Origin of the sequence: Paenibacillus sp. BK033 (assembly GCF_004345425.1) — a bacterium.
In the GTDB taxonomy this organism is placed as follows: Bacteria; Bacillota; Bacilli; order Paenibacillales; family Paenibacillaceae; genus Pristimantibacillus.
Map to the genome: position 1 here is coordinate 35,849 of NZ_SLVP01000015.1, position 17,153 is coordinate 53,001.

A 17,153-nucleotide genomic window follows, 5' to 3' on the forward strand; every position below is an offset into this window, starting at 1 on the left:
TTGGAATAGCCCGTCTATGAGGAAGGAACGTTCCAAAAACTTGATGAGGTGATTCCAGCATGACGAAAAAATTCAAATTCGTTACTTTAGCAGCTACCGCCGTACTTACCCTGTCCATTGCAGGACAGAGCTTTGCGGCAACCAATCCGTTCTCGGATATTGCCAATGTACCTGCTAAGGATAAAATTACGGCTTTGCAAAATAAAGGCCTGGTGCAAGGCGTTGGCGAGGACCGCTATTTCCCGGATGCAACGCTAACTGCAGCACAAGGTATTCAGCTTATTGTCAATGCTCTTGATTTGAACATCGATACGCTTCGTTTCTTCAAAGAGCCTCATGCTACGGACTATTTCCCGAAAGCGGACGATAATGCCTGGTATGCGGATGCGCTTATCATTGCGGCAAACAATAACATTGGCTTGCCGAACGATCTGGATCCTAACAAAACATGGACCAAAGAAGAATTCACTCACCAGCTTATCCTTGCCATTGAGCAGCATAGCAATCTGCCGATGATTAAGATTGCTCCGGTGGAATTTAGCGACCAAGACGAGGTATCCATCGCGTACGACGGTTCCATCCAAAGGGCGCTTGTTCTGAAAATCGCCGAGCTTGACCAGGATGGCAACTTCAATCCTACTGACGATATTACCCGCGCGGATGCAGCCGTACTCATTTACAATGCGCTTGCTTATATCGGTGAAGCTCCCGCTCCATCGGCTGAATAATGGTTGAAGAAGAACAGCTGGCCATCTGGCCAGCTGTTTTTGTGTTGCTCCTTTTTGTAGGATACCCTGTGCATAAGGCCGGATAAATTATCCATAATAATACATGCAATATGATTTAATTATGCATAAGGATAAGAGGAGCAGATAAACGTGAAAATCAAATGGATGCTGGCCTTACTTTTAACCTTTGGGCTCGTTATTAGCTTGAGTCCGGCAGGTATATCCGCTCAGGGCGCTAAGGAACGGAAAGCGGAATGCATAACTCCGCAAATGGTCCAATTAAAAACGGATATGCAGAGGGTTTGGATCGACCATACGATTTGGACGAGAAGCTATATCGTAAGCGCGATATCGAATCGTTACGATCAGCAGGACGTTTTAGACCGGCTTTTAAGAAACCAACAGGACATAGGCAATGTGATTAAGCCCTACTATGGGGAAGCTGCCGGGAATAAGCTTGCTGACATATTGAGAGAACATATTATGATCGCAGCAAAAATCGTAGCGGCTGCCAAAGCCAACAAACAAGACGAAGTGAAGAAGTTAGAGGCGGATTGGCATAAAAACGCGGATGATATCGCCGCATTTTTAAGCTCCGCAAATCCGAACTGGTCGTTCAAAACCCTGCAAGATATGCTGTACACTCACCTTCAGCTTATTACGGAGATCGTGCTGGACTGTATTAAGGGAGATTGGAAAGCAGATATTGCAGCCACGGATAAGAATGAAACACATATGATCCATCTGGCGGACATACTGACGGAAGGCATTATCAAGCAGTTCCCGGATAAGTTTTAGATGATTGAAATTAATATTTTGTACGAAGAGGCTCCTTCATCTTGGAGCCTCTTTTTATATTTCCAAACTTTACAGTTATCGGACAATGCCTGCCTATCATAGGCTTCATAAGCTGCAAATATGGGAGGGTGGTTACAATTGAATGGATTTGTAACGCGTTCGCTAGATGAGGTTCGATTCTGGTCCAGAATTATGAAAGAGCATTCGCTTTTCTTAAAACTCGGATTTCGCTGCGATGACACCCAGCTCATTCAAGAGGCTAACGGATATTACTCCGTGTTTGAACAGATTGAAACCAAAGCGCATCAATATAATGCTAACACTGACCCTCAAACCATTAGGGCATTTAATGCAGAGGTCTATAATGCAGCCGTTCATATATATGTTTTTAAACGCAAGGTGCTTGGTTTAATCATTAACTGCAAGCTCCCTGGCGCAAACAACTTCCCTCTCTTGGTAGATCATACCAGCAGAGAAGCCAACTACTTTAGAAACCGTCTCGCCGAACTAAATAACGGTCAGTTGGAACCGCTGCATGATGCTATTATCGATGAGAATGTATTCTTCTTGAAAATCATGGCTGACCACGCCAAATTCATAGGGCATTTACTTGATCCTTCAGAACGGAAATTAGTCGAGCAAGCACGGGAATTTAGCAATGATTTTGATACCTTGCTTTGGCAGGCTCAGGATTTAAGCTCCATGAGACCCCAGTCACAAACCCAACCCTTATTGACTCAATTTTTGGATCAGAATCGTGTTTCCGTTGTCAGCCTTCGTGATTTTAAGAAGACGGCCCGGGATCTTATCGAGGCTTGCCGCATTAAGAGTATCATTCATCCTTTGCTTGCCGATCATGTTTATAGGGAAGCCGAGCGCTTCCTGGAAATTATCGATATGTTCGAAAATCATTTGAAAGGGAATAGGCCGCCGGATTTTGATTATCATTCATTGCATTGAGCTTCCTTTAGTTATTTGAACAACAGCCGGTCACTGTGACCGGCTGTTGTTTAACTGTTCATATAATGTCTCTAAGCTTTCGGAAACCGTTTGATGAGCGGTGTCAATGACGATATGATGTCGGTCCCAAGGGTCGTACTGCCGGTTCCTGACCTGCTCCCATGCAGGTAGAACAAAGCCGGGAATATCGGCTTCGCGCGTTTCGACTCGATGCCTGTGTTCGCGTTCGTCGGAGCAGACCACTTCGATTTCCACAAACGGAGTATCAAGAGATTCCGCCACGTTGCGCCAAGCCTCGCGCGTTATTTGGATGGGATTGACCGTATCCGCTATCACGTCAAGACCCAACCGGAGATTCTGCGATGCAATCGCATAACACACCATGTAACCCTGAGGTCCATCGACGAGCATTCCCGCTTCCCGCATAGCCTGCTCCACGACATCTACCCGGAGATACGCAGCCCGCTGCTCCCTGGCCAAAGCCGACGATAAAGTTGTCTTCCCGGCGCCCGGCAGCCCGCTAAATATGTAAAGTATATAACTCCCCTCCTTCACTTATGTCGAAAAAGATAGACACAAAAATCCCTCCGGTCGACAAAGCCGTGTTCAGGTTTGCCCAACCTGACCGCGCTGTCTTCCGCGAGGGATTTTATTTTGCCGATGAGCTTTCGTTAATCTGATGAAGCAGCTTCTGGATCGCTCCGTTCAATACGCCGATTTCCGCTTCGGACATCCCGCTCGCTTCAAGAAGCGACATCGGCACGCACATCGATTGATCCTTAAGCGCAATTCCTTTGTCGGTAATCCGGATATGCAGGACCCGCTCGTCTTCCTTCGAACGTTCCCGCCGGACAAGTCCCGCAGCTTCCATTCGTTTCAGCATCGGCGTCAGCGTACCGGAATCCAAGACCAATTGCTCGCTAATATCTTTGACCGACATCGTCTCATGCTCCCATAACGCAAGCAGCACCAGGTATTGAGGGTAAGTTAAGTCCAAATCGTCCAGCAGCGGACGGTACATCCGGAAAATAGCTCTCGAGCACGCATATAACGAAAAACATAAATGGGCATCCAAAGGTATATGAGGTCCTTGATTATCTTGTTTCATCGGTCATCCCTCCTCTAACGTTTCCTCGTTCTTCGACAGTCTGTCGCCCTTCATATTACATCCCTTTTTCCAAAAAAACAATGCAGCGCTAAGCTGCAAGACGGATACTGCTTAACCATGACAGAAAAGCCCTTTGAGCGAATGCCGGTCAAAGGGCTCTGCATCTTCCTGCGGATTGGCCGCTTACCGAGCCAGCTCGCGCAGCGCAGCAAGAGCGGCATCGTAATTCGGATGATCCGACATCTCACCCAAATACTCCACATAGCGGATCGTATCGTCGGCGTCGACGATAAAGATGGCGCGTTGATCCAGCTGCAGTTCTTTGATCAGCACGCCATACGCCTCGCCGAAGCTGCGGTGTTTATAATCCGACAAAGTGATCACGCGCTCGATGCCGGCAGTTGCGCAAAACCGGCTTTGCGCGAACGGCAAGTCAACCGAGATCGTCAATACGACCACGCCATCGCCCAGCTTCGACGCCTCTTGATTGAACCGGCGCGTTTGCGCGTCGCAAACGTCGGTGTCCAGCGAAGGCACGACGGAAATAAGCTTGATGTGGCCTGTATAGTCGGAGAGGCTTGCTTCGGTCATAAGATCTTTATTAATGGTGAACGCGGGAGCCTTGTCCCCGACCTTCAACTCCGGACCTACCAGCGTAATCGGTTGTCCGCCTACGGTTGCTTTACCTGTGCGTTCTTGTGTCATGAGAAATAACCTCCATTAGATCATTTTTTTAATGTGCTGTTATAAGTTTGAATTAGTGCTGCTCAAACAAGAAGCTTTCGCAATCCAACGCCGCTTTGCAGCCGCTGCCCGCTGACGTGATCGCCTGACGGTAGATCGGATCCATAACGTCTCCGCAGGCGAATATGCCGGGAACGTTCGTGCGGGAAGTTCCCGGAACGACTTCCACGTAGCCTTGCTCGTCGGTTTGGATCTGCCCGCCTAAGAACGCGGTGTTCGGACGATGCCCGATTGCAAGGAAGATTCCGTCGGTTTCCAGCACCTCTTCCTCACCCGTCGCGTTGTTGCGAACTTTGAGAGCGGTCACCCCTTTGTCGCCGGACAATACCTCCAGCGGGGTCGCGTTAAGGCTCCATGAGATTTTGGCGTTTCCGCGCGCGCGATCCTGCATGATCTGGGAAGCCCGAAGATCCTCTCTGCGATGCACGACGCGAACCTCGGAAGCGAATCGCGTTAAGAACAACGCCTCCTCCATCGCGGTGTCGCCGCCGCCGATGACGATAATTTTTTTGTTGCGGAAAAAGAATCCGTCGCAGGTTGCGCATGTGCTAACCCCTTGGCCGATATTTTCGACTTCGCCGGGAATGCCAACCATTTTCGCGGAAGCGCCGGTCGATAGGATTACCGCGTCCGCCGTTATTTCGGTGCCGCCTTCCAGGTATAACGTGAACGGACGTTTCGAGGCATCCACGCGGGTTACGAAGCCGGATTGAAATCTCACGCCGAATCGCTCGGCTTGCTTACGCATATTATCCATGAGCTCCGGTCCCGTGATTCCGTCGGGAAAACCGGGGAAGTTCTCGACCTCCGTCGTTGTTGTTAATTGTCCGCCCGGCTGCGATCCTTCGATAATAAGCGGAGAAAGGTTCGCCCTAGCCAAGTAAATCGCTGCCGTTAGTCCCGCAGGACCTGTTCCGATAATAACCGTTTGTTGATGCATCGTGTATTCCTCCTCATTTTCATTTGCCAGCAAATTATTTGCGCACAAATCTTATGAACCAATCATACTCATTCCGAATTACTTTGTCAACAAATTAATTTTAAACAACTTAAATTCGAATGCAGCCCAACTGCTCAAATATCCATATTTTTATCCCTACATTAAAGTGCTTTATCGGCAAAACTTTTTAATTTAATTTGTTGACAAATGATTTGTATGCAAATAATATGAAGGAGCAAACAAACCAAAACTTACCACGGCAAGGAGGCGCAATTTTTCGGTTCGTACAATCCACATTTCTAAGGAGGAAATTATGATGAAAAGGCTAACAAGCAATAAGGTATTAACACTGTCGCTCGCAATTGCGCTTATCGGTACGGGAACGGGAATCGGAGCCAGCCTCATGAAACCGCATGTCGCGGAAGCGCAGCATTATTCGTCCGGTGTCGTAAATACGGGCAGCGGCCATTATGTAACGGTTGGCAGCAACGTGAAGCTGTACGTCGAAGACGTAGGCGAAGGTAAACCCGTTGTCTTCATTCACGGATGGCCGGCCAATCACGAAATGTACGAATACCAGCAAACCGAGCTGCCTGAAAAAGGCATTCGATTCATCGGAATCGACCTGCGCGGTTTCGGTAAATCCGATCATCCTTACGATGGTTACGATATGGATACCTTCGCGGACGACGTGCGCCAGGTTATCGACAAGCTGGAATTAAAGGACGTAACGCTTGCCGGCTTCTCGATGGGCGGTACGGTTGCGACAAATTACATGATTAGACATAAAGGACATGCGGTGTCCAAGCTGATGCTGTTCGGAGCCGCTTCCCCCAGCTGGAGCCAGCGCGAAGGCTATCCATACGGCATTATGCGGAAGGATATCGATAACATCGTAGCCAATCTGAAGGCGGATCGCCCGAACATGCTGAAAAGCTTCGGCGACGACTTCTTCTACAAGCAGCCAAGTCCGGCATTCCGGGCATGGTTTGATCAAATGGGTCAATCTTCGGATGCCCGCGCGACGATCGAAAGCATTCAATCGGTCGCCGAAACGGATCTGCGCGCCGGCTTGAAAACAATCAGCGTACCTACCCTTATCTTGCACGGCGTTCACGATAACGCGGTCCCGTTCGCCATCGCGGAACAGCTGCATAAGGGCATTCGGAACTCTACGCTTGTTCCGTTCCAAAACAGCGGCCACGGTCTCTTCTACGAAGAAAAAGACAAATTCAACGAGGAAATCGTCAAATTCGTTAATCCATAATGAACAATGGAACAACCCGCCGGCTAGCCGGCGGGTTGTTTGCAGTTTCCGATATCTATTTACATTAATTCAAAATATACCAGCCGCACAACGCGGCTAATACAACCCAAACGGCTATGATAAGCGTGCCTGTAAGCCAATTCCTCGGTTTGCCTAATTTTCTTTGCTCCTCTGCCTTGGCACGGTATTCCTCAAGCACTTCTTTGGGAAACAGCCGCAGTGCGATATAGATGCCTAGCGGAACAAGAACGATATCATCCAGATATCCGAGAACGGGTATAAAATCCGGAATCAAATCAACAGGGCTAAAGGCATACGCAACAACGCAAATCGCAACTATCTTCGCAAATAACGGTACTCGGGGGTCCCGATAGGCTAAATACATGACCATGAGGTTTGCTTTCAGCTTCTTCGCCATCGCCTTCCATTTATAAAGCAGGGGCTGCTTTGTTTCATTCGTTTTAGCGTCCATTGTCCAATCATCCTTTTTTGCATGTCCTCCTGATCGTGGATTTCTAACCAAAGGATCTGTTTATTCATTATAACCTTCAATTCCAGAAGCAGCTTTCCTTCTTTTGGGCAAAATAGGTTTGACAATTCCCGCCACGCAACATAATATATGAGCAAGTATTCATATAAAGAAGGAAGGAAGTTCTTATGAATGAATACCGCATTAAAGGACTGTCCTGCGCCGGCTGCGCGCAAAGAATCGAAAAGGAGATCAAGCAGCTTGATCACGGTGAAGACGCGACTCTCAGCTACAACTCAGGCAAGCTGAAGATTAGTCCGGAGATCTCAATGCCTGAGGTTAATCGCATTCTTAAATCTGATGGAGCCTATGTCTCCGAGCAGCTAAATAGGCAAGCGGATAGCCATGCGCACAGTCGCAATAGTCATAACCACAGTCATGGCGATCATAATCATGAGCATGGCGATCATAATCATGAGCATGGCGATGGCAACCAAACGTTAAAGCTCCTTATTGCCTCCGGAATTCTTTATGCAGCGGCAATCTTGTTGGATGGTGTTCTGCCGAAATGGCCTGTTATTATCCTTTATTTCATTGCCGCCGTTATAAGCGGATATCCCACTTTTTTTCGCGGATTAAAAAACCTGATCAAGCTTACCTTTAATATTGATACGCTCATGACCATCGCATTAGTTGGCGCGGTTGCGATTGGCGAGTGGAGAGAGGCTACGCTAGTTGCGATCTTATTCGGCTTGAACGAACTCCTTGAAGGCTACGGCATGGAAAAAGCCCGGCAATCGATGGAAGCTTTGCTGCAAGTGGCCCCTAGGGAAGCCATAAGGCTCGAGAATGGTCAAGAAAGCGTTGTCCCTATTGCCTCCTTGCAGGCTGGCGATCTGGTAAAGATTAAACCCGGCGCAAAAATTCCGTCCGATGGCATAGTAGTAGAAGGGAAAAGCTCGGTTAACGAAGCTGCTATTACGGGCGAGTCGCTGCCGATCGAGAAGGAGACCGGCAAACCTGTTTTTGGCGGCAGTATTAACAACGAAGGCTTGCTTATCGTAAAGATCGAAAAGGCCTATAACGATTCGTCCTTGGCGAAGATTCTTCATCTCGTTCAAGAAGCGCAGGAAACAAAAACCCCTACGGAATTGTTTATCAATAAATTTGCCAAATTCTATACGCCCCTTATTATGATCGTTGCGGCGCTGGTAACCGTGGTCCCTCCTCTTCTTTTTCATGGAAGCTGGATCGCATGGCTGTATCAGGGACTGTCGGTCTTAATCGTTGGCTGTCCCTGCGCGCTAATCTTATCCTCGCCGATCGCGATTGTTTCCGGCATTACGCGTACGGCAAAAAACGGTATTCTCGTTAAAGGCGGCGTTTTTCTGGAGCAGCTTGGCAAGATCGATACCCTTGCGTTTGACAAAACCGGTACGTTAACGAAAGGCGAGCCGCATGTCGAGCAATTAGAGATTTTTGATGAGGACCGTTTCTTGACCGTAGCAGGTGCTATCGAAAAGTCCTCTTCTCACCCGCTGGCCAAGGCAATCATGAAGGAATTGGCCGATAGAAACATTACGGCTCCCGACCCTGACGAGATTGAAACGATGACCGGCCGCGGAGTAAAAGCAAAAGTGAATGGCGAGTCTTATTGGCTCGGGAATGAAAAAAGCATGGAGCATATCGCGATACCCGAGTCTGTTCAAAAACAAATCAATCTCTTTAAAGAAAATGGTTTAACGCTTGTTGCGGTGGCAGATGAACAACGAATACTCGGGATATTCGGAATTGCGGACGAGATCCGTCAGGAAAGCAAAACGGTTATTGCCGCCCTGCACAGACTCGGAATCAGGAAGACGGTTATGCTTACCGGAGATCATCGGAAAACAGCGGAAAAGGTTGCTTCGGCGGTTGGCGTCACAAGTTTCTACGGGGGATTGCTTCCGGAAGACAAAGTCCATCGCATCAAGGAGCTGTCCTCAAAGGGAGTCGTGGCCATGATCGGGGATGGGATCAACGATGCCCCTGCTCTAGCTTCCGCCCAGCTTGGCATTGCCATGGGGAAAGGCACGGACAGCGCCATCGAGACGGCAGATATTGTACTGATGCAGGATCACTTAGGCAAGCTGCCGGCTGCCGTTACGGTCGCCAAGCGCGTTAACTATATTATTCGCTTCAACATTATCGTTGCCCTCGGCTTGAAAATCATTGCGTTATTGCTCACCATCCCGGGCTGGTTGACCTTATGGATCGCCATCCTCTCGGATATGGGCGCCACCATATTTGTTACGCTTGTAAGCTTGACCATACTCATTGAAGGCAGGAAAGCAAAGCTCTAACCACGCATGCACAGCAAAAAGCCTCCAAGATACCATCTATCTTAGAGGCTTTTTATCTTTTCTCCGGTAAATTCCACATATTCGGGGGTCCGAAGCATATGATTGGCGGTCCAGTCACGGAACCTTATCCTTACCTTAAGTACGGGTTTTACATATACAAAGTGTTTGTCCTGCCCGGTAACAAGCGATTGAGCCAGTTTGTAAAAGACTTTCCTGTCCTCCGTCGGAATCGTCTCTTCAATACAGCCGACCGTTTTTCCTTCATGCTCGACGAGCCAGCCGAATTGTTTGCGCCTGTAAGCGCTGATGGAAACCTCAAGGTATCGATAGTGAAGGACCTTGAGCCAATTCTCGGACTTTTTGCCCACGTACTTCGAGTTCTTCTTCTTTGCCACCATGCCTTCCAGACCTTTGTCCTCCATTACTTTGAACAACGCTCTGCCCCGGTTCTCAATCGACATGGTTGCATGGTAATAAATGCTTGGTTGCAGGATCTTGGCCAAAATCTCTTTTCGTTTCACAAGAGGCAGATGAGCCAAGCTTTTTCCGTTCAGATACAAAATGTCAAAGACGTAATAATGCACGGGACGAGTTCGGGACGCTTCCTTTATTTTGGTTGCTTTGCCAATCCGGAATCTTTGTATAAGTTCATCGAAATCATTCGTTCCGTCTTCCCTGAGCCGTATAACCTCTCCGTCGAAAACGACATCCATACCGCTGTCCACCGGAACATTAAACAGCTCGGGGTACTGTCTTGTCACTTCATTGTTATTCCTGGTGTACATATTCACTTGGCCGTTAATAAAAGAAACCATTAGCCGATGACCGTTCAATTTGGGCTCGAATAAATACTCCTCCGAGTCGAAGGGCTCCTCGGCTTTCATAGGCAGCATAGGCGAGATGAACATAAACATTCCCCTCTCATCTCACCATTATATCATCGCCCTTTACTGCTAGCCGATGGTAAGTGATGCGCGAGATGGAGGGGAATGACTGTGTTGCTTGCTATCTTCTTGTATTGGAGAATTGTGCTCCGCTTAAAGTTTGTTCTGCCATCTGAACAAGACGTCTCGTAATGTTGCCGCCAATTGTACCCGCTTCGCGAGTCATCAGATTGCCGTTGTAACCTTCGGAGAGCGGAATGCCGTGCTCAGTAGCAATTTCGTATTTCATGCGGTTCAAAGCTTCTTTCGCTTGCGGTACAACTAAATTGTTGGATTGGTTAGCCATAATAGTCAACTCCTTCTTGGATGTGAGGTTATTTTGTGGAATGGATGGAAATTTATGCGTTGTAAAATAAAATATTTTTTTAAATAAACTAGCTGTTTGAGTTTACCGTTTTCGCAACATCTACTCGCCCATTTTATAGGGATAAGTGCCCCTTTTTCGTTCAAAGCATATTGTAGTGTATAATTAAAAGGAGGCGCACCATGATAAGCAATCAACCTTATACGCCACAATCGGCTGTTAAGCCCGATTATTACCAACAGATGAAATCAAGTCCGAATCAGGCCAACTGGGGACCACAAGTGATGCAATCAAGCCCGAATCAGGCCAATTGGAGTCCTCAAATGCAATCAAGTCCAAGCCAGTCCAATTGGGGACCTCAAGCCATTCATGAACAGCCTGTTCTCCCTTCTCATCATTACGACGTTGATTCTAATCACATGCATCACTTTCCTTACATGTACGACGACTTCCACTACATGCATTATTACCATCCCATGATGCATGACTATTATCCGATGATGCATGACTATCATCCGATGATGCATGAAATGTGGGATGACCACATGCACTACGATCATCATCACGATGGATGGGAGCTCGAAACATTAGATTATCATCATGCTTGGTTCCATCCTATAATGCATGTGCATCATCATCTGCATCACCCAGTCGGTGAGTTCCAGAAGAAGACAGCAGTTCACCAGCCTTAAGGTTAAAAATTATAAAAGGCAGATTGAATGGCAATGACATTCAATCTGCCTTTTATTTCAGTTATTGCGATAAACTACCCTCAAGCCGTGAACGACTCCGGCATGGGCCGACTGGAATTTGGATCAAACTCGTTTGGCCGAACGGAGTTAATCCATAAAGTTCGTTCATGGAGCTAACGTCAAAGCCTAGCAGCGGACGTCCTTCCATTCCGGACGCGCAAGCAGCGAGCAGCAAGCGCTGAACCAACATTCCCGTTTCCATTTGTTGAATCCGATAACCGCGATAACCAAGCTCGGCGTGAAGATGTCCCCGATCACCCGCCACATGAAAACTCAGCGGCACCTGGAATAAGTTCAAGTTATCCAGCGACATCCCATTCTGAAGCCATGGCCGTTGATCACCAGCCCTAACCAGCTGCAACGTATGCGCTTTTTCATCATAAAGATAGGCACCGTCACGAATGCCCTCAACGCCATAAAAGCACCCGAACAGTTTTACTCGAGACATTGGACTCTGGATCGAACCATCCAAATCATTTCGATAGCGATAGGAAATCATAACCTCTTGCAATAGTGCCGCTAAATCCGACTGACTCACTGCTTCCAATACAAATTCAATTTCTGGCGAGTAACGCTGCCTGCATACCTCTGCTAAATCATACGTCAGTCTGTTTACTTGAGGCAAAACATGAACATCGGTTTGAGGGACTGTCTCTTGCTTTCTTCCAAGCCGTTTAAATGAAAAGGTGGTATCCATCAGGGACGCTTCATTCAATTGGGTCAGCATTGGGTAATCCAGTACTTTTCTTGAACGCATAAAATGATCGTGCCTAATGATTGGAAGCTGACTGCATAACTCTGCTGACGAAATCCGATTTTTATGGTCAATGTCATGGTGGAACCATTCCATGCTTGAATCTACCGCAAGCGGAATTACAGCATATACGCTTTCCTCTGCTTCAGGTAATCCAAGCAAATGGTTGATCGCACGGTCAAGAAACTGAAAGTACACTCCTGTCTCAAAGTCAAATCGCTTCGCCACCTCATGCAGCTGGCCCAATAACAAACCTGCGTCCAACCCCTGTAAACGATACGAGAAATTATTGTATTTAAAAAAGTTTTTCCAAAATACAGTCGATACGAAAGCAACCGCGAAGCAGCTTGTTACGTCGCAGCGATTGCCTAAGGCCTTGCCCACATAGGAATCAAAGTGACCTTCACGCAATAAAATCAAACGATGATGAGCCGCATCATAATGATAAATGCCGCAAGGCAATTCCTCCAGCTTCAAATACATATACATTTCGCTCGGATAAAGACCTCCGCCCGAAGGAACAAATCGTCTGCAAAGCTGCAATGAGCTTTCCCATTTCTCCCCCGTATATTGCTCAATAACCGATTGACTAAGCTGTGCCAGACCGAAGGTGTGCCAAAGAAAATACCCGATATCCCGGAGAGTTGGTTTCTCTTTCTCTTGCCCTTGCTTACCCGTCAGATCTAACGGAACATCGGAAGGGAGAGGAAATACAGGCAAATGACGGTACAACTTATACGGCAGAGGCGCGTTCTCCCAATCCACCTCCATGTCTTGCGGTTTCGTTTTGTCAGGCTCGTATTGCAAGTGGTACAAAAATTCCTTCAGACTCATTTCTCCCCCTCCTAAGTCCCGGCACAAGGAAAACGAACGCATATGAGAAGAAATTACTTACGGAAACGGATGCGGATGACGATTAAGCTCTTCTTGCTTAAGCTGCCCCTTCACGTAACCTAACTCTGCCGGTATTCGCAGCACCCTCTCTAGGCCAGTCAAGCGGACAAGGTGTTGACCGAACGTCATGGGAAGCATGCCGGGAATGAGCACTTTCACACAATGAAGTCCGTTTCTCAGCGTCTCTGGAGTTGACTGATTCACAACAATGACCTCTAGATTAAGATTGCTGAAAGTCTTGATCAACAGGTTTAATTCATCCGTTAAATCCGCATGCCGTGCCTTTGGTTTAAAAGCTTCTTTAAACGAAAGGACCGGACGATCATTATCGAGCAAGAAACTCAGGCGTTCTTCTGCTTCCTTCAAGCCGTACAACATGGAGTGGTCTTCCATTTGCCGAACGAGATAAGGATCATGCAGCATTTGTTGATAGTGCTCGCGGTTGGTCTCTAACTTTTCGTTGAATGCGAGCAGCATACCCGCTATCTCGTGAATTGCGCCTTTTGCAGCCCTCATGGGATCAAGATGCGCCCCTGCGGCGCAAATCATATTTATGCCTTGATTCGTTCTGTTTTTAGCAAGCGCCCACACGCTTGGAATGCCGTGCTCCATCGTCGAATCGAATAAATGCACATCGTAACCGACGACATCGCGTAGTCGCTCCACCATTAAATTCATTTCAAGATCACCCGAGGAATAGGGATCTAAAGGAACGAGCGGCAGCTGCGCGTACCATGTCATTAGGAAAGAATCCCGTTCTACAACCTCCAATATGCCGTAAAATATAGCTTCCTCCAAGCTTCCTCCTAGAGCGCAGCCATTTGAGGTCTCATATACAAAGCCGTGACCGCAGCCGGAGCTGTAATAAGCGAGCAGCTCTGGCACGAGAATCGGCTTCTCCCGCAAGAACGAATATCCCCAAACCCAATCGATGTTCCTGCTTGGGTCAAATGGTTGAAACGGAAAATCGGACCGCTCATACTGCGCCTTATCATGCGTTCCTACCCGAGTTGGGTCCAGCGCAAACTCTGTTAAATGATTGTAACTGTCATGAACCACAGTCTTCTTTCCTCGCGGCGATATGCCGCAATAACGTTCCAATCCTTCCAATATCGCTGTCATTTCACTGACCGCAAAAGAATGCGTACGCCCTGCGCAGCCTTCATCACCTGAGAACATCGGTAAAATGATGCTGGCGTCGGCAAATGGCGACATAAGGTCAATCATTTTTCCGTTCAGGAGGCCGCTTCGATTGTCCAGATAATCTTTGGATAGAACCGCCGTGAGCTCAACCATTGAACGGGTGCGGTAGCTGCTTTCACTGACTTTCGGGCTGGACTGCAGCTTTATTCGCGAAGCTATGGCAGTATCATCCGGTATTTCCCCGCATACGGTGCACTGAGGATCCGGCAAAAAAAAATGGGCAGAGCTGTTGAACGTTTGCAAGTGTATGAGCTTAATATGATTTTCAAGATAGGCCGTATGACGAACAAGAAAATTTTGGGCTTCCGCTGCAATCAGATGAGCCATATGCAATAGTCCGTTGCGGGATGACCAAATATCAGGGAGAGCTTCCCCATGCATAAACTGTTGCAGCTCCCACATGTCCCTCCGATCATTTCCTGCCATTAAACGCCGCAAATCAGCGCATTGCGAGCAGCCTGCCTTCCCTTGAACGACAAGCGGACCAATAACGCCTTCACCAAATGCTACGAACCCGCGCAGCCAAGGAATACCCGATTTCTTAAATACGTTCTCAGCGGTAAAATGAGAGTATGCATCGTTGCCATCACTAAGCACGAGCGCAAGCTCAGTCGTTTCCGGCAATTCGGAAGCCAGATCGTTCACCACTACAAGCTGACAACTTGCAGATAAAATATCGTGTACATAGTCCGCAAGCTGACCTACGCCAACAATCGCCACAATAGCGCTCATTCTTCTACCACCTCTCGAAGCGAGACGCCGTATACGCCCGCCAGTCCCTCTCTCAAAAAAGGTTCCGGTGTTAAGTCAAATACGAGCAGACGCTTGTGGATGCGATTCAATTGCTTCACGGCCATCTGCAATACCCCTCGATGCTCGAATGGATCGCACGCGGGTATCAAAATAGATTCCACATTAGATTCTTTTGCGTTTATTGCAACATGTTCCGCTTTCCCCGCAATTTGAGCGGCATTATTTTGAGCATCAAATAAGGCATGCATTAACACGCTCCGAAGCGCCCGAGTTACATTAAGATCAGCGGCATCATACCACCGGTCATTTGCCTGTAACCATACGACAGGAAAACCTAATACGTCCTCACCCAGTCCAAGCGTTGGGGCCCCCTGCATCGTTGTCAGGGCATTCAAATAATAACGGCATCGTTCATCGGCCACATGACTCAGCTTCACCGGCGAGATCGACGGTGTATGAGCTTCATATGATTTTATTCGTGCATTCATTAAATACTTTTGCAAAGCGCGGCAAACGCCTTCCTCCATCGTCTCGCCAGCACCTACATGAGCAATCTCATCAAAATTCGCCATTCGCGACACGTAAGCCTCGATTCCCCTAAGACCGGCTTCCCTTCGTGCCTCTTCATGCTTATAACCATTGCATATTATTTCAGGAAGAAGAAGCGCAGGGCCGACTGATAGCGGATCAACAGGCTGAACACAGCACTGCGAAAGCGGAAGCTGCCCTAGCTCCCCTTCTTCCCAAATATGGAAGATGCCTGTCTCCGTTGATGTCAGCTGGCTGAGAAAAGGCAGCAAATCGCTTGAAGCCGGTTTCTCTGCATCCGTTCCCGCTTGCAGCCGGGCATCCTCGATCCTCTCGATGAATCGGTGACCATTAACTAAAGGATGGGGAAGAAACGGATGCCAATTCCCTTCCAACGTCTCTAAATTAAGTAGAAACAGCTTATTGTTTTTCTCAAGTTTCGTTACCTCTGCTGCTGTTTTCAACCATTCGAAGACGATTACATTAGCGAGCAGCGCTTCCGCAACGGATGAAGCAGCATGAACATCCGTATCCTTATAAATCGCGGAATGATGAACTCTGCGCCATGCTGATTCCCAATCGCCTTCCGAATTAGAATACGAAAATGGAGCCGCTAACCCAGCTTGCTCAAAAATAACAGCCAGCAGTAGATCCTTGTTTTTTTGTCGGCAAACCTCATTAAGCAATCTTAGCTCCGGTTCTCCATTTCGATCCGAGACGAATAATACAGCAGCATAAGGCTCTACGATGGAAGACCAATCCACAGCCGCATTCTTCGGCAGTCCGATCTCGTCCACCTTGACCTCTGAATCAGACTTACGATAATGCTGTTCCAGCTCCCATATCCGTGTTCGATTCGCCGTTTCCAAGTTCAAGCCTACAAAGTGGAATTGCGGCAAGCCGGATTCAAACAATGATTTGACAAGAGAAACCAAAAAAGTGCCAGTTCCAACGACAAGCACGCTGGACTGACGATACAATTGAAATCGGTATGCACCTGACCCGTCAAAGCTGTCCAAAAATTCAATCTGAGAGTCATATCTCTTAACAACGCTCTCCGGCAGCTGATGCGGACGATCCCGACTTACATCTTGGACATAACCGTTCGCATACAATACTTTAGCAATCTCATAAACATGATTACGGTGTTGTTCCGGCAATCCATCCGTTAAATCATGCATCGTATGCTCGCCATTAAATACGGGTATTAATTTTTCAATCCATTGATCGATTGTACTGCCTTCCATCCGCAATGAACCGATATTGTTGCGAAAAAAGACACTTCCGTCCGAGCCGGGGAGAAAAAAAGTATCTCCTCTTACTTTTAGACGCGTAGAAGGATCCAAATTTCATTCCTCCTTACATGATGAAATCTAACTATTCGAAACATGACTTCCTTTACAATGGTATGTGATTCCACTTGTCCGTCATGCCCGCGCATGCACAAAAAGACACCTCCGCAAACCTAAATCGTTTGCAGAGGTGTCTTGAAGCTTTATTTACATTCCATAGATAATTCTTAGCGACAACGGGCACAGCCGCCGCAACGGGCACAGCCACCGCAACGTGCGCAGCCACCGCAGACGCCAAAGCCTCCGCATCTCGCACAGCCGCCACAACCCCCGCAACCTCCGCAAGAACAAAACCCGATACAAAATCCGATGC

16 protein-coding genes are annotated in these 17,153 nt (G+C 47.8%); 6 read left to right on the forward strand and 10 right to left on the reverse strand.

Going from position 1 to position 17,153, the window contains the following annotated elements; all coding sequences use genetic code 11:
• Positions 1-59 precede the first annotated feature (59 nt).
• From EV294_RS28165 to EV294_RS28175, 3 genes are all read left to right on the forward strand, one after another.
• Positions 60-728: an S-layer homology domain-containing protein gene (locus EV294_RS28165; RefSeq protein ID WP_132313074.1), complete on the forward strand. Its 669-nt coding sequence runs from the start codon at positions 60-62 to the stop codon at positions 726-728.
• Between the two features lie 150 nt (positions 729-878).
• Positions 879-1,526, forward strand: a complete 648-nt coding sequence (locus EV294_RS28170; RefSeq protein ID WP_207918205.1) for a glycosyltransferase — start codon at positions 879-881, stop codon at positions 1,524-1,526.
• 120 nt (positions 1,527-1,646) lie between these two features.
• Positions 1,647-2,486 (forward strand): DUF2935 domain-containing protein, encoded by an 840-nt coding sequence (locus EV294_RS28175; RefSeq protein WP_132313078.1) that lies wholly within the window; start codon positions 1,647-1,649, stop codon positions 2,484-2,486.
• A 30-nt stretch (positions 2,487-2,516) separates the two neighbouring features.
• Here EV294_RS28175 and EV294_RS28180 read toward each other — a convergent pair whose 3' ends face one another.
• The 4 genes from EV294_RS28180 to trxB form a co-directional block, all read right to left on the reverse strand.
• Positions 2,517-3,023, reverse strand: coding sequence for a P-loop nucleotide/nucleoside kinase family protein (locus tag EV294_RS28180; protein ID WP_132313146.1), 507 nt, complete (start codon positions 3,021-3,023; stop codon positions 2,517-2,519).
• Positions 3,024-3,135: 112 nt separating this feature from the next.
• The gene (locus EV294_RS28185) at positions 3,136-3,594 is read right to left on the reverse strand and encodes a MarR family winged helix-turn-helix transcriptional regulator (protein ID WP_132313080.1); all 459 of its coding nucleotides are present in this window, start codon (positions 3,592-3,594) and stop codon (positions 3,136-3,138) included.
• 183 nt (positions 3,595-3,777) lie between these two features.
• On the reverse strand, positions 3,778-4,299 hold the full coding sequence (gene tpx, locus EV294_RS28190) for a thiol peroxidase (RefSeq protein WP_132313082.1): 522 nt from the start codon (positions 4,297-4,299) through the stop codon (positions 3,778-3,780).
• Positions 4,300-4,351: 52 nt separating this feature from the next.
• Positions 4,352-5,278 carry a thioredoxin-disulfide reductase gene (gene trxB / locus EV294_RS28195; RefSeq protein ID WP_132313084.1) on the reverse strand — a complete coding sequence of 309 codons (927 nt, stop codon included), beginning with the start codon at positions 5,276-5,278 and terminating at the stop codon, positions 4,352-4,354.
• A gap of 403 nt (positions 5,279-5,681) precedes the next feature.
• Here trxB and EV294_RS28200 point away from each other — a divergent pair, with 403 nt between their 5' ends.
• Positions 5,682-6,545, forward strand: a complete 864-nt coding sequence (locus EV294_RS28200; RefSeq protein WP_132313148.1) for an alpha/beta fold hydrolase — start codon at positions 5,682-5,684, stop codon at positions 6,543-6,545.
• Between the two features lie 64 nt (positions 6,546-6,609).
• On the opposite strand, the gene EV294_RS28205 is transcribed toward EV294_RS28200, so the two are convergent.
• Positions 6,610-7,017, reverse strand: a complete 408-nt coding sequence (locus EV294_RS28205) for a YkvA family protein (RefSeq protein WP_132313086.1) — start codon at positions 7,015-7,017, stop codon at positions 6,610-6,612.
• Positions 7,018-7,202: 185 nt separating this feature from the next.
• Here EV294_RS28205 and EV294_RS28210 point away from each other — a divergent pair, with 185 nt between their 5' ends.
• On the forward strand, positions 7,203-9,356 hold the full coding sequence (locus EV294_RS28210; protein ID WP_132313088.1) for a heavy metal translocating P-type ATPase: 2,154 nt from the start codon (positions 7,203-7,205) through the stop codon (positions 9,354-9,356).
• Positions 9,357-9,397: 41 nt separating this feature from the next.
• Here the strand turns inward: EV294_RS28210 and EV294_RS28215 are convergent, their stop codons facing one another.
• Together EV294_RS28215 and EV294_RS28220 are read right to left on the reverse strand one after the other, a co-directional pair.
• On the reverse strand, positions 9,398-10,264 hold the full coding sequence (locus EV294_RS28215; RefSeq protein ID WP_165930834.1) for an ATP-dependent DNA ligase: 867 nt from the start codon (positions 10,262-10,264) through the stop codon (positions 9,398-9,400).
• A gap of 97 nt (positions 10,265-10,361) precedes the next feature.
• The gene (locus tag EV294_RS28220) at positions 10,362-10,586 is read right to left on the reverse strand and encodes an alpha/beta-type small acid-soluble spore protein (RefSeq protein WP_132313092.1); all 225 of its coding nucleotides are present in this window, start codon (positions 10,584-10,586) and stop codon (positions 10,362-10,364) included.
• Positions 10,587-10,786: 200 nt separating this feature from the next.
• Here EV294_RS28220 and EV294_RS28225 point away from each other — a divergent pair, with 200 nt between their 5' ends.
• Complete coding sequence (locus EV294_RS28225) at positions 10,787-11,296, forward strand: hypothetical protein (protein ID WP_132313094.1); 510 nt, start codon at positions 10,787-10,789, stop codon at positions 11,294-11,296.
• Positions 11,297-11,357: 61 nt separating this feature from the next.
• On the opposite strand, the gene EV294_RS28230 is transcribed toward EV294_RS28225, so the two are convergent.
• From EV294_RS28230 to EV294_RS28240, 3 genes are read right to left on the reverse strand one after another with little or no spacing between them, the layout of a single operon-like run.
• A complete protein-coding gene (locus EV294_RS28230; protein WP_132313096.1) occupies positions 11,358-12,944 on the reverse strand; it encodes a SagB family peptide dehydrogenase in 1,587 nt (528 codons plus the stop codon).
• A 57-nt stretch (positions 12,945-13,001) separates the two neighbouring features.
• Positions 13,002-14,939 carry a TOMM precursor leader peptide-binding protein gene (locus EV294_RS28235; protein ID WP_132313098.1) on the reverse strand — a complete coding sequence of 646 codons (1,938 nt, stop codon included), beginning with the start codon at positions 14,937-14,939 and terminating at the stop codon, positions 13,002-13,004.
• Positions 14,936-16,834 (reverse strand): putative thiazole-containing bacteriocin maturation protein, encoded by a 1,899-nt coding sequence (locus EV294_RS28240; protein WP_132313100.1) that lies wholly within the window; start codon positions 16,832-16,834, stop codon positions 14,936-14,938. The genes EV294_RS28235 and EV294_RS28240 overlap by 4 nt, the downstream gene beginning before the upstream one ends.
• Positions 16,835-17,153 lie beyond the last annotated feature (319 nt).

Bases quoted from the DNA above. Each gene is read 5' to 3' on its own strand.
- EV294_RS28165 (WP_132313074.1), top strand. From the start codon at position 60: ATGACGAAAAAATTCAAATTCGTTACTTTAGCAGCTACCGCCGTACTT.
- EV294_RS28175 (WP_132313078.1), top strand. From the start codon at position 1,647: ATGGGAGGGTGGTTACAATTGAATGGATTTGTAACGCGTTCGCTAGAT.
- EV294_RS28185 (WP_132313080.1), bottom strand. From the start codon at position 3,594: ATGAAACAAGATAATCAAGGACCTCATATACCTTTGGATGCCCATTTA.
- tpx (WP_132313082.1), bottom strand. From the start codon at position 4,299: ATGACACAAGAACGCACAGGTAAAGCAACCGTAGGCGGACAACCGATT.
- trxB (WP_132313084.1), bottom strand. From the start codon at position 5,278: ATGCATCAACAAACGGTTATTATCGGAACAGGTCCTGCGGGACTAACG.
- EV294_RS28200 (WP_132313148.1), top strand. From the start codon at position 5,682: ATGAAACCGCATGTCGCGGAAGCGCAGCATTATTCGTCCGGTGTCGTA.
- EV294_RS28205 (WP_132313086.1), bottom strand. From the start codon at position 7,017: ATGGACGCTAAAACGAATGAAACAAAGCAGCCCCTGCTTTATAAATGG.
- EV294_RS28210 (WP_132313088.1), top strand. From the start codon at position 7,203: ATGAATGAATACCGCATTAAAGGACTGTCCTGCGCCGGCTGCGCGCAA.
- EV294_RS28215 (WP_165930834.1), bottom strand. From the start codon at position 10,264: ATGTTCATCTCGCCTATGCTGCCTATGAAAGCCGAGGAGCCCTTCGAC.
- EV294_RS28220 (WP_132313092.1), bottom strand. From the start codon at position 10,586: ATGGCTAACCAATCCAACAATTTAGTTGTACCGCAAGCGAAAGAAGCT.
- EV294_RS28225 (WP_132313094.1), top strand. From the start codon at position 10,787: ATGATAAGCAATCAACCTTATACGCCACAATCGGCTGTTAAGCCCGAT.
- EV294_RS28230 (WP_132313096.1), bottom strand. From the start codon at position 12,944: ATGAGTCTGAAGGAATTTTTGTACCACTTGCAATACGAGCCTGACAAA.
- EV294_RS28235 (WP_132313098.1), bottom strand. From the start codon at position 14,939: ATGAGCGCTATTGTGGCGATTGTTGGCGTAGGTCAGCTTGCGGACTAT.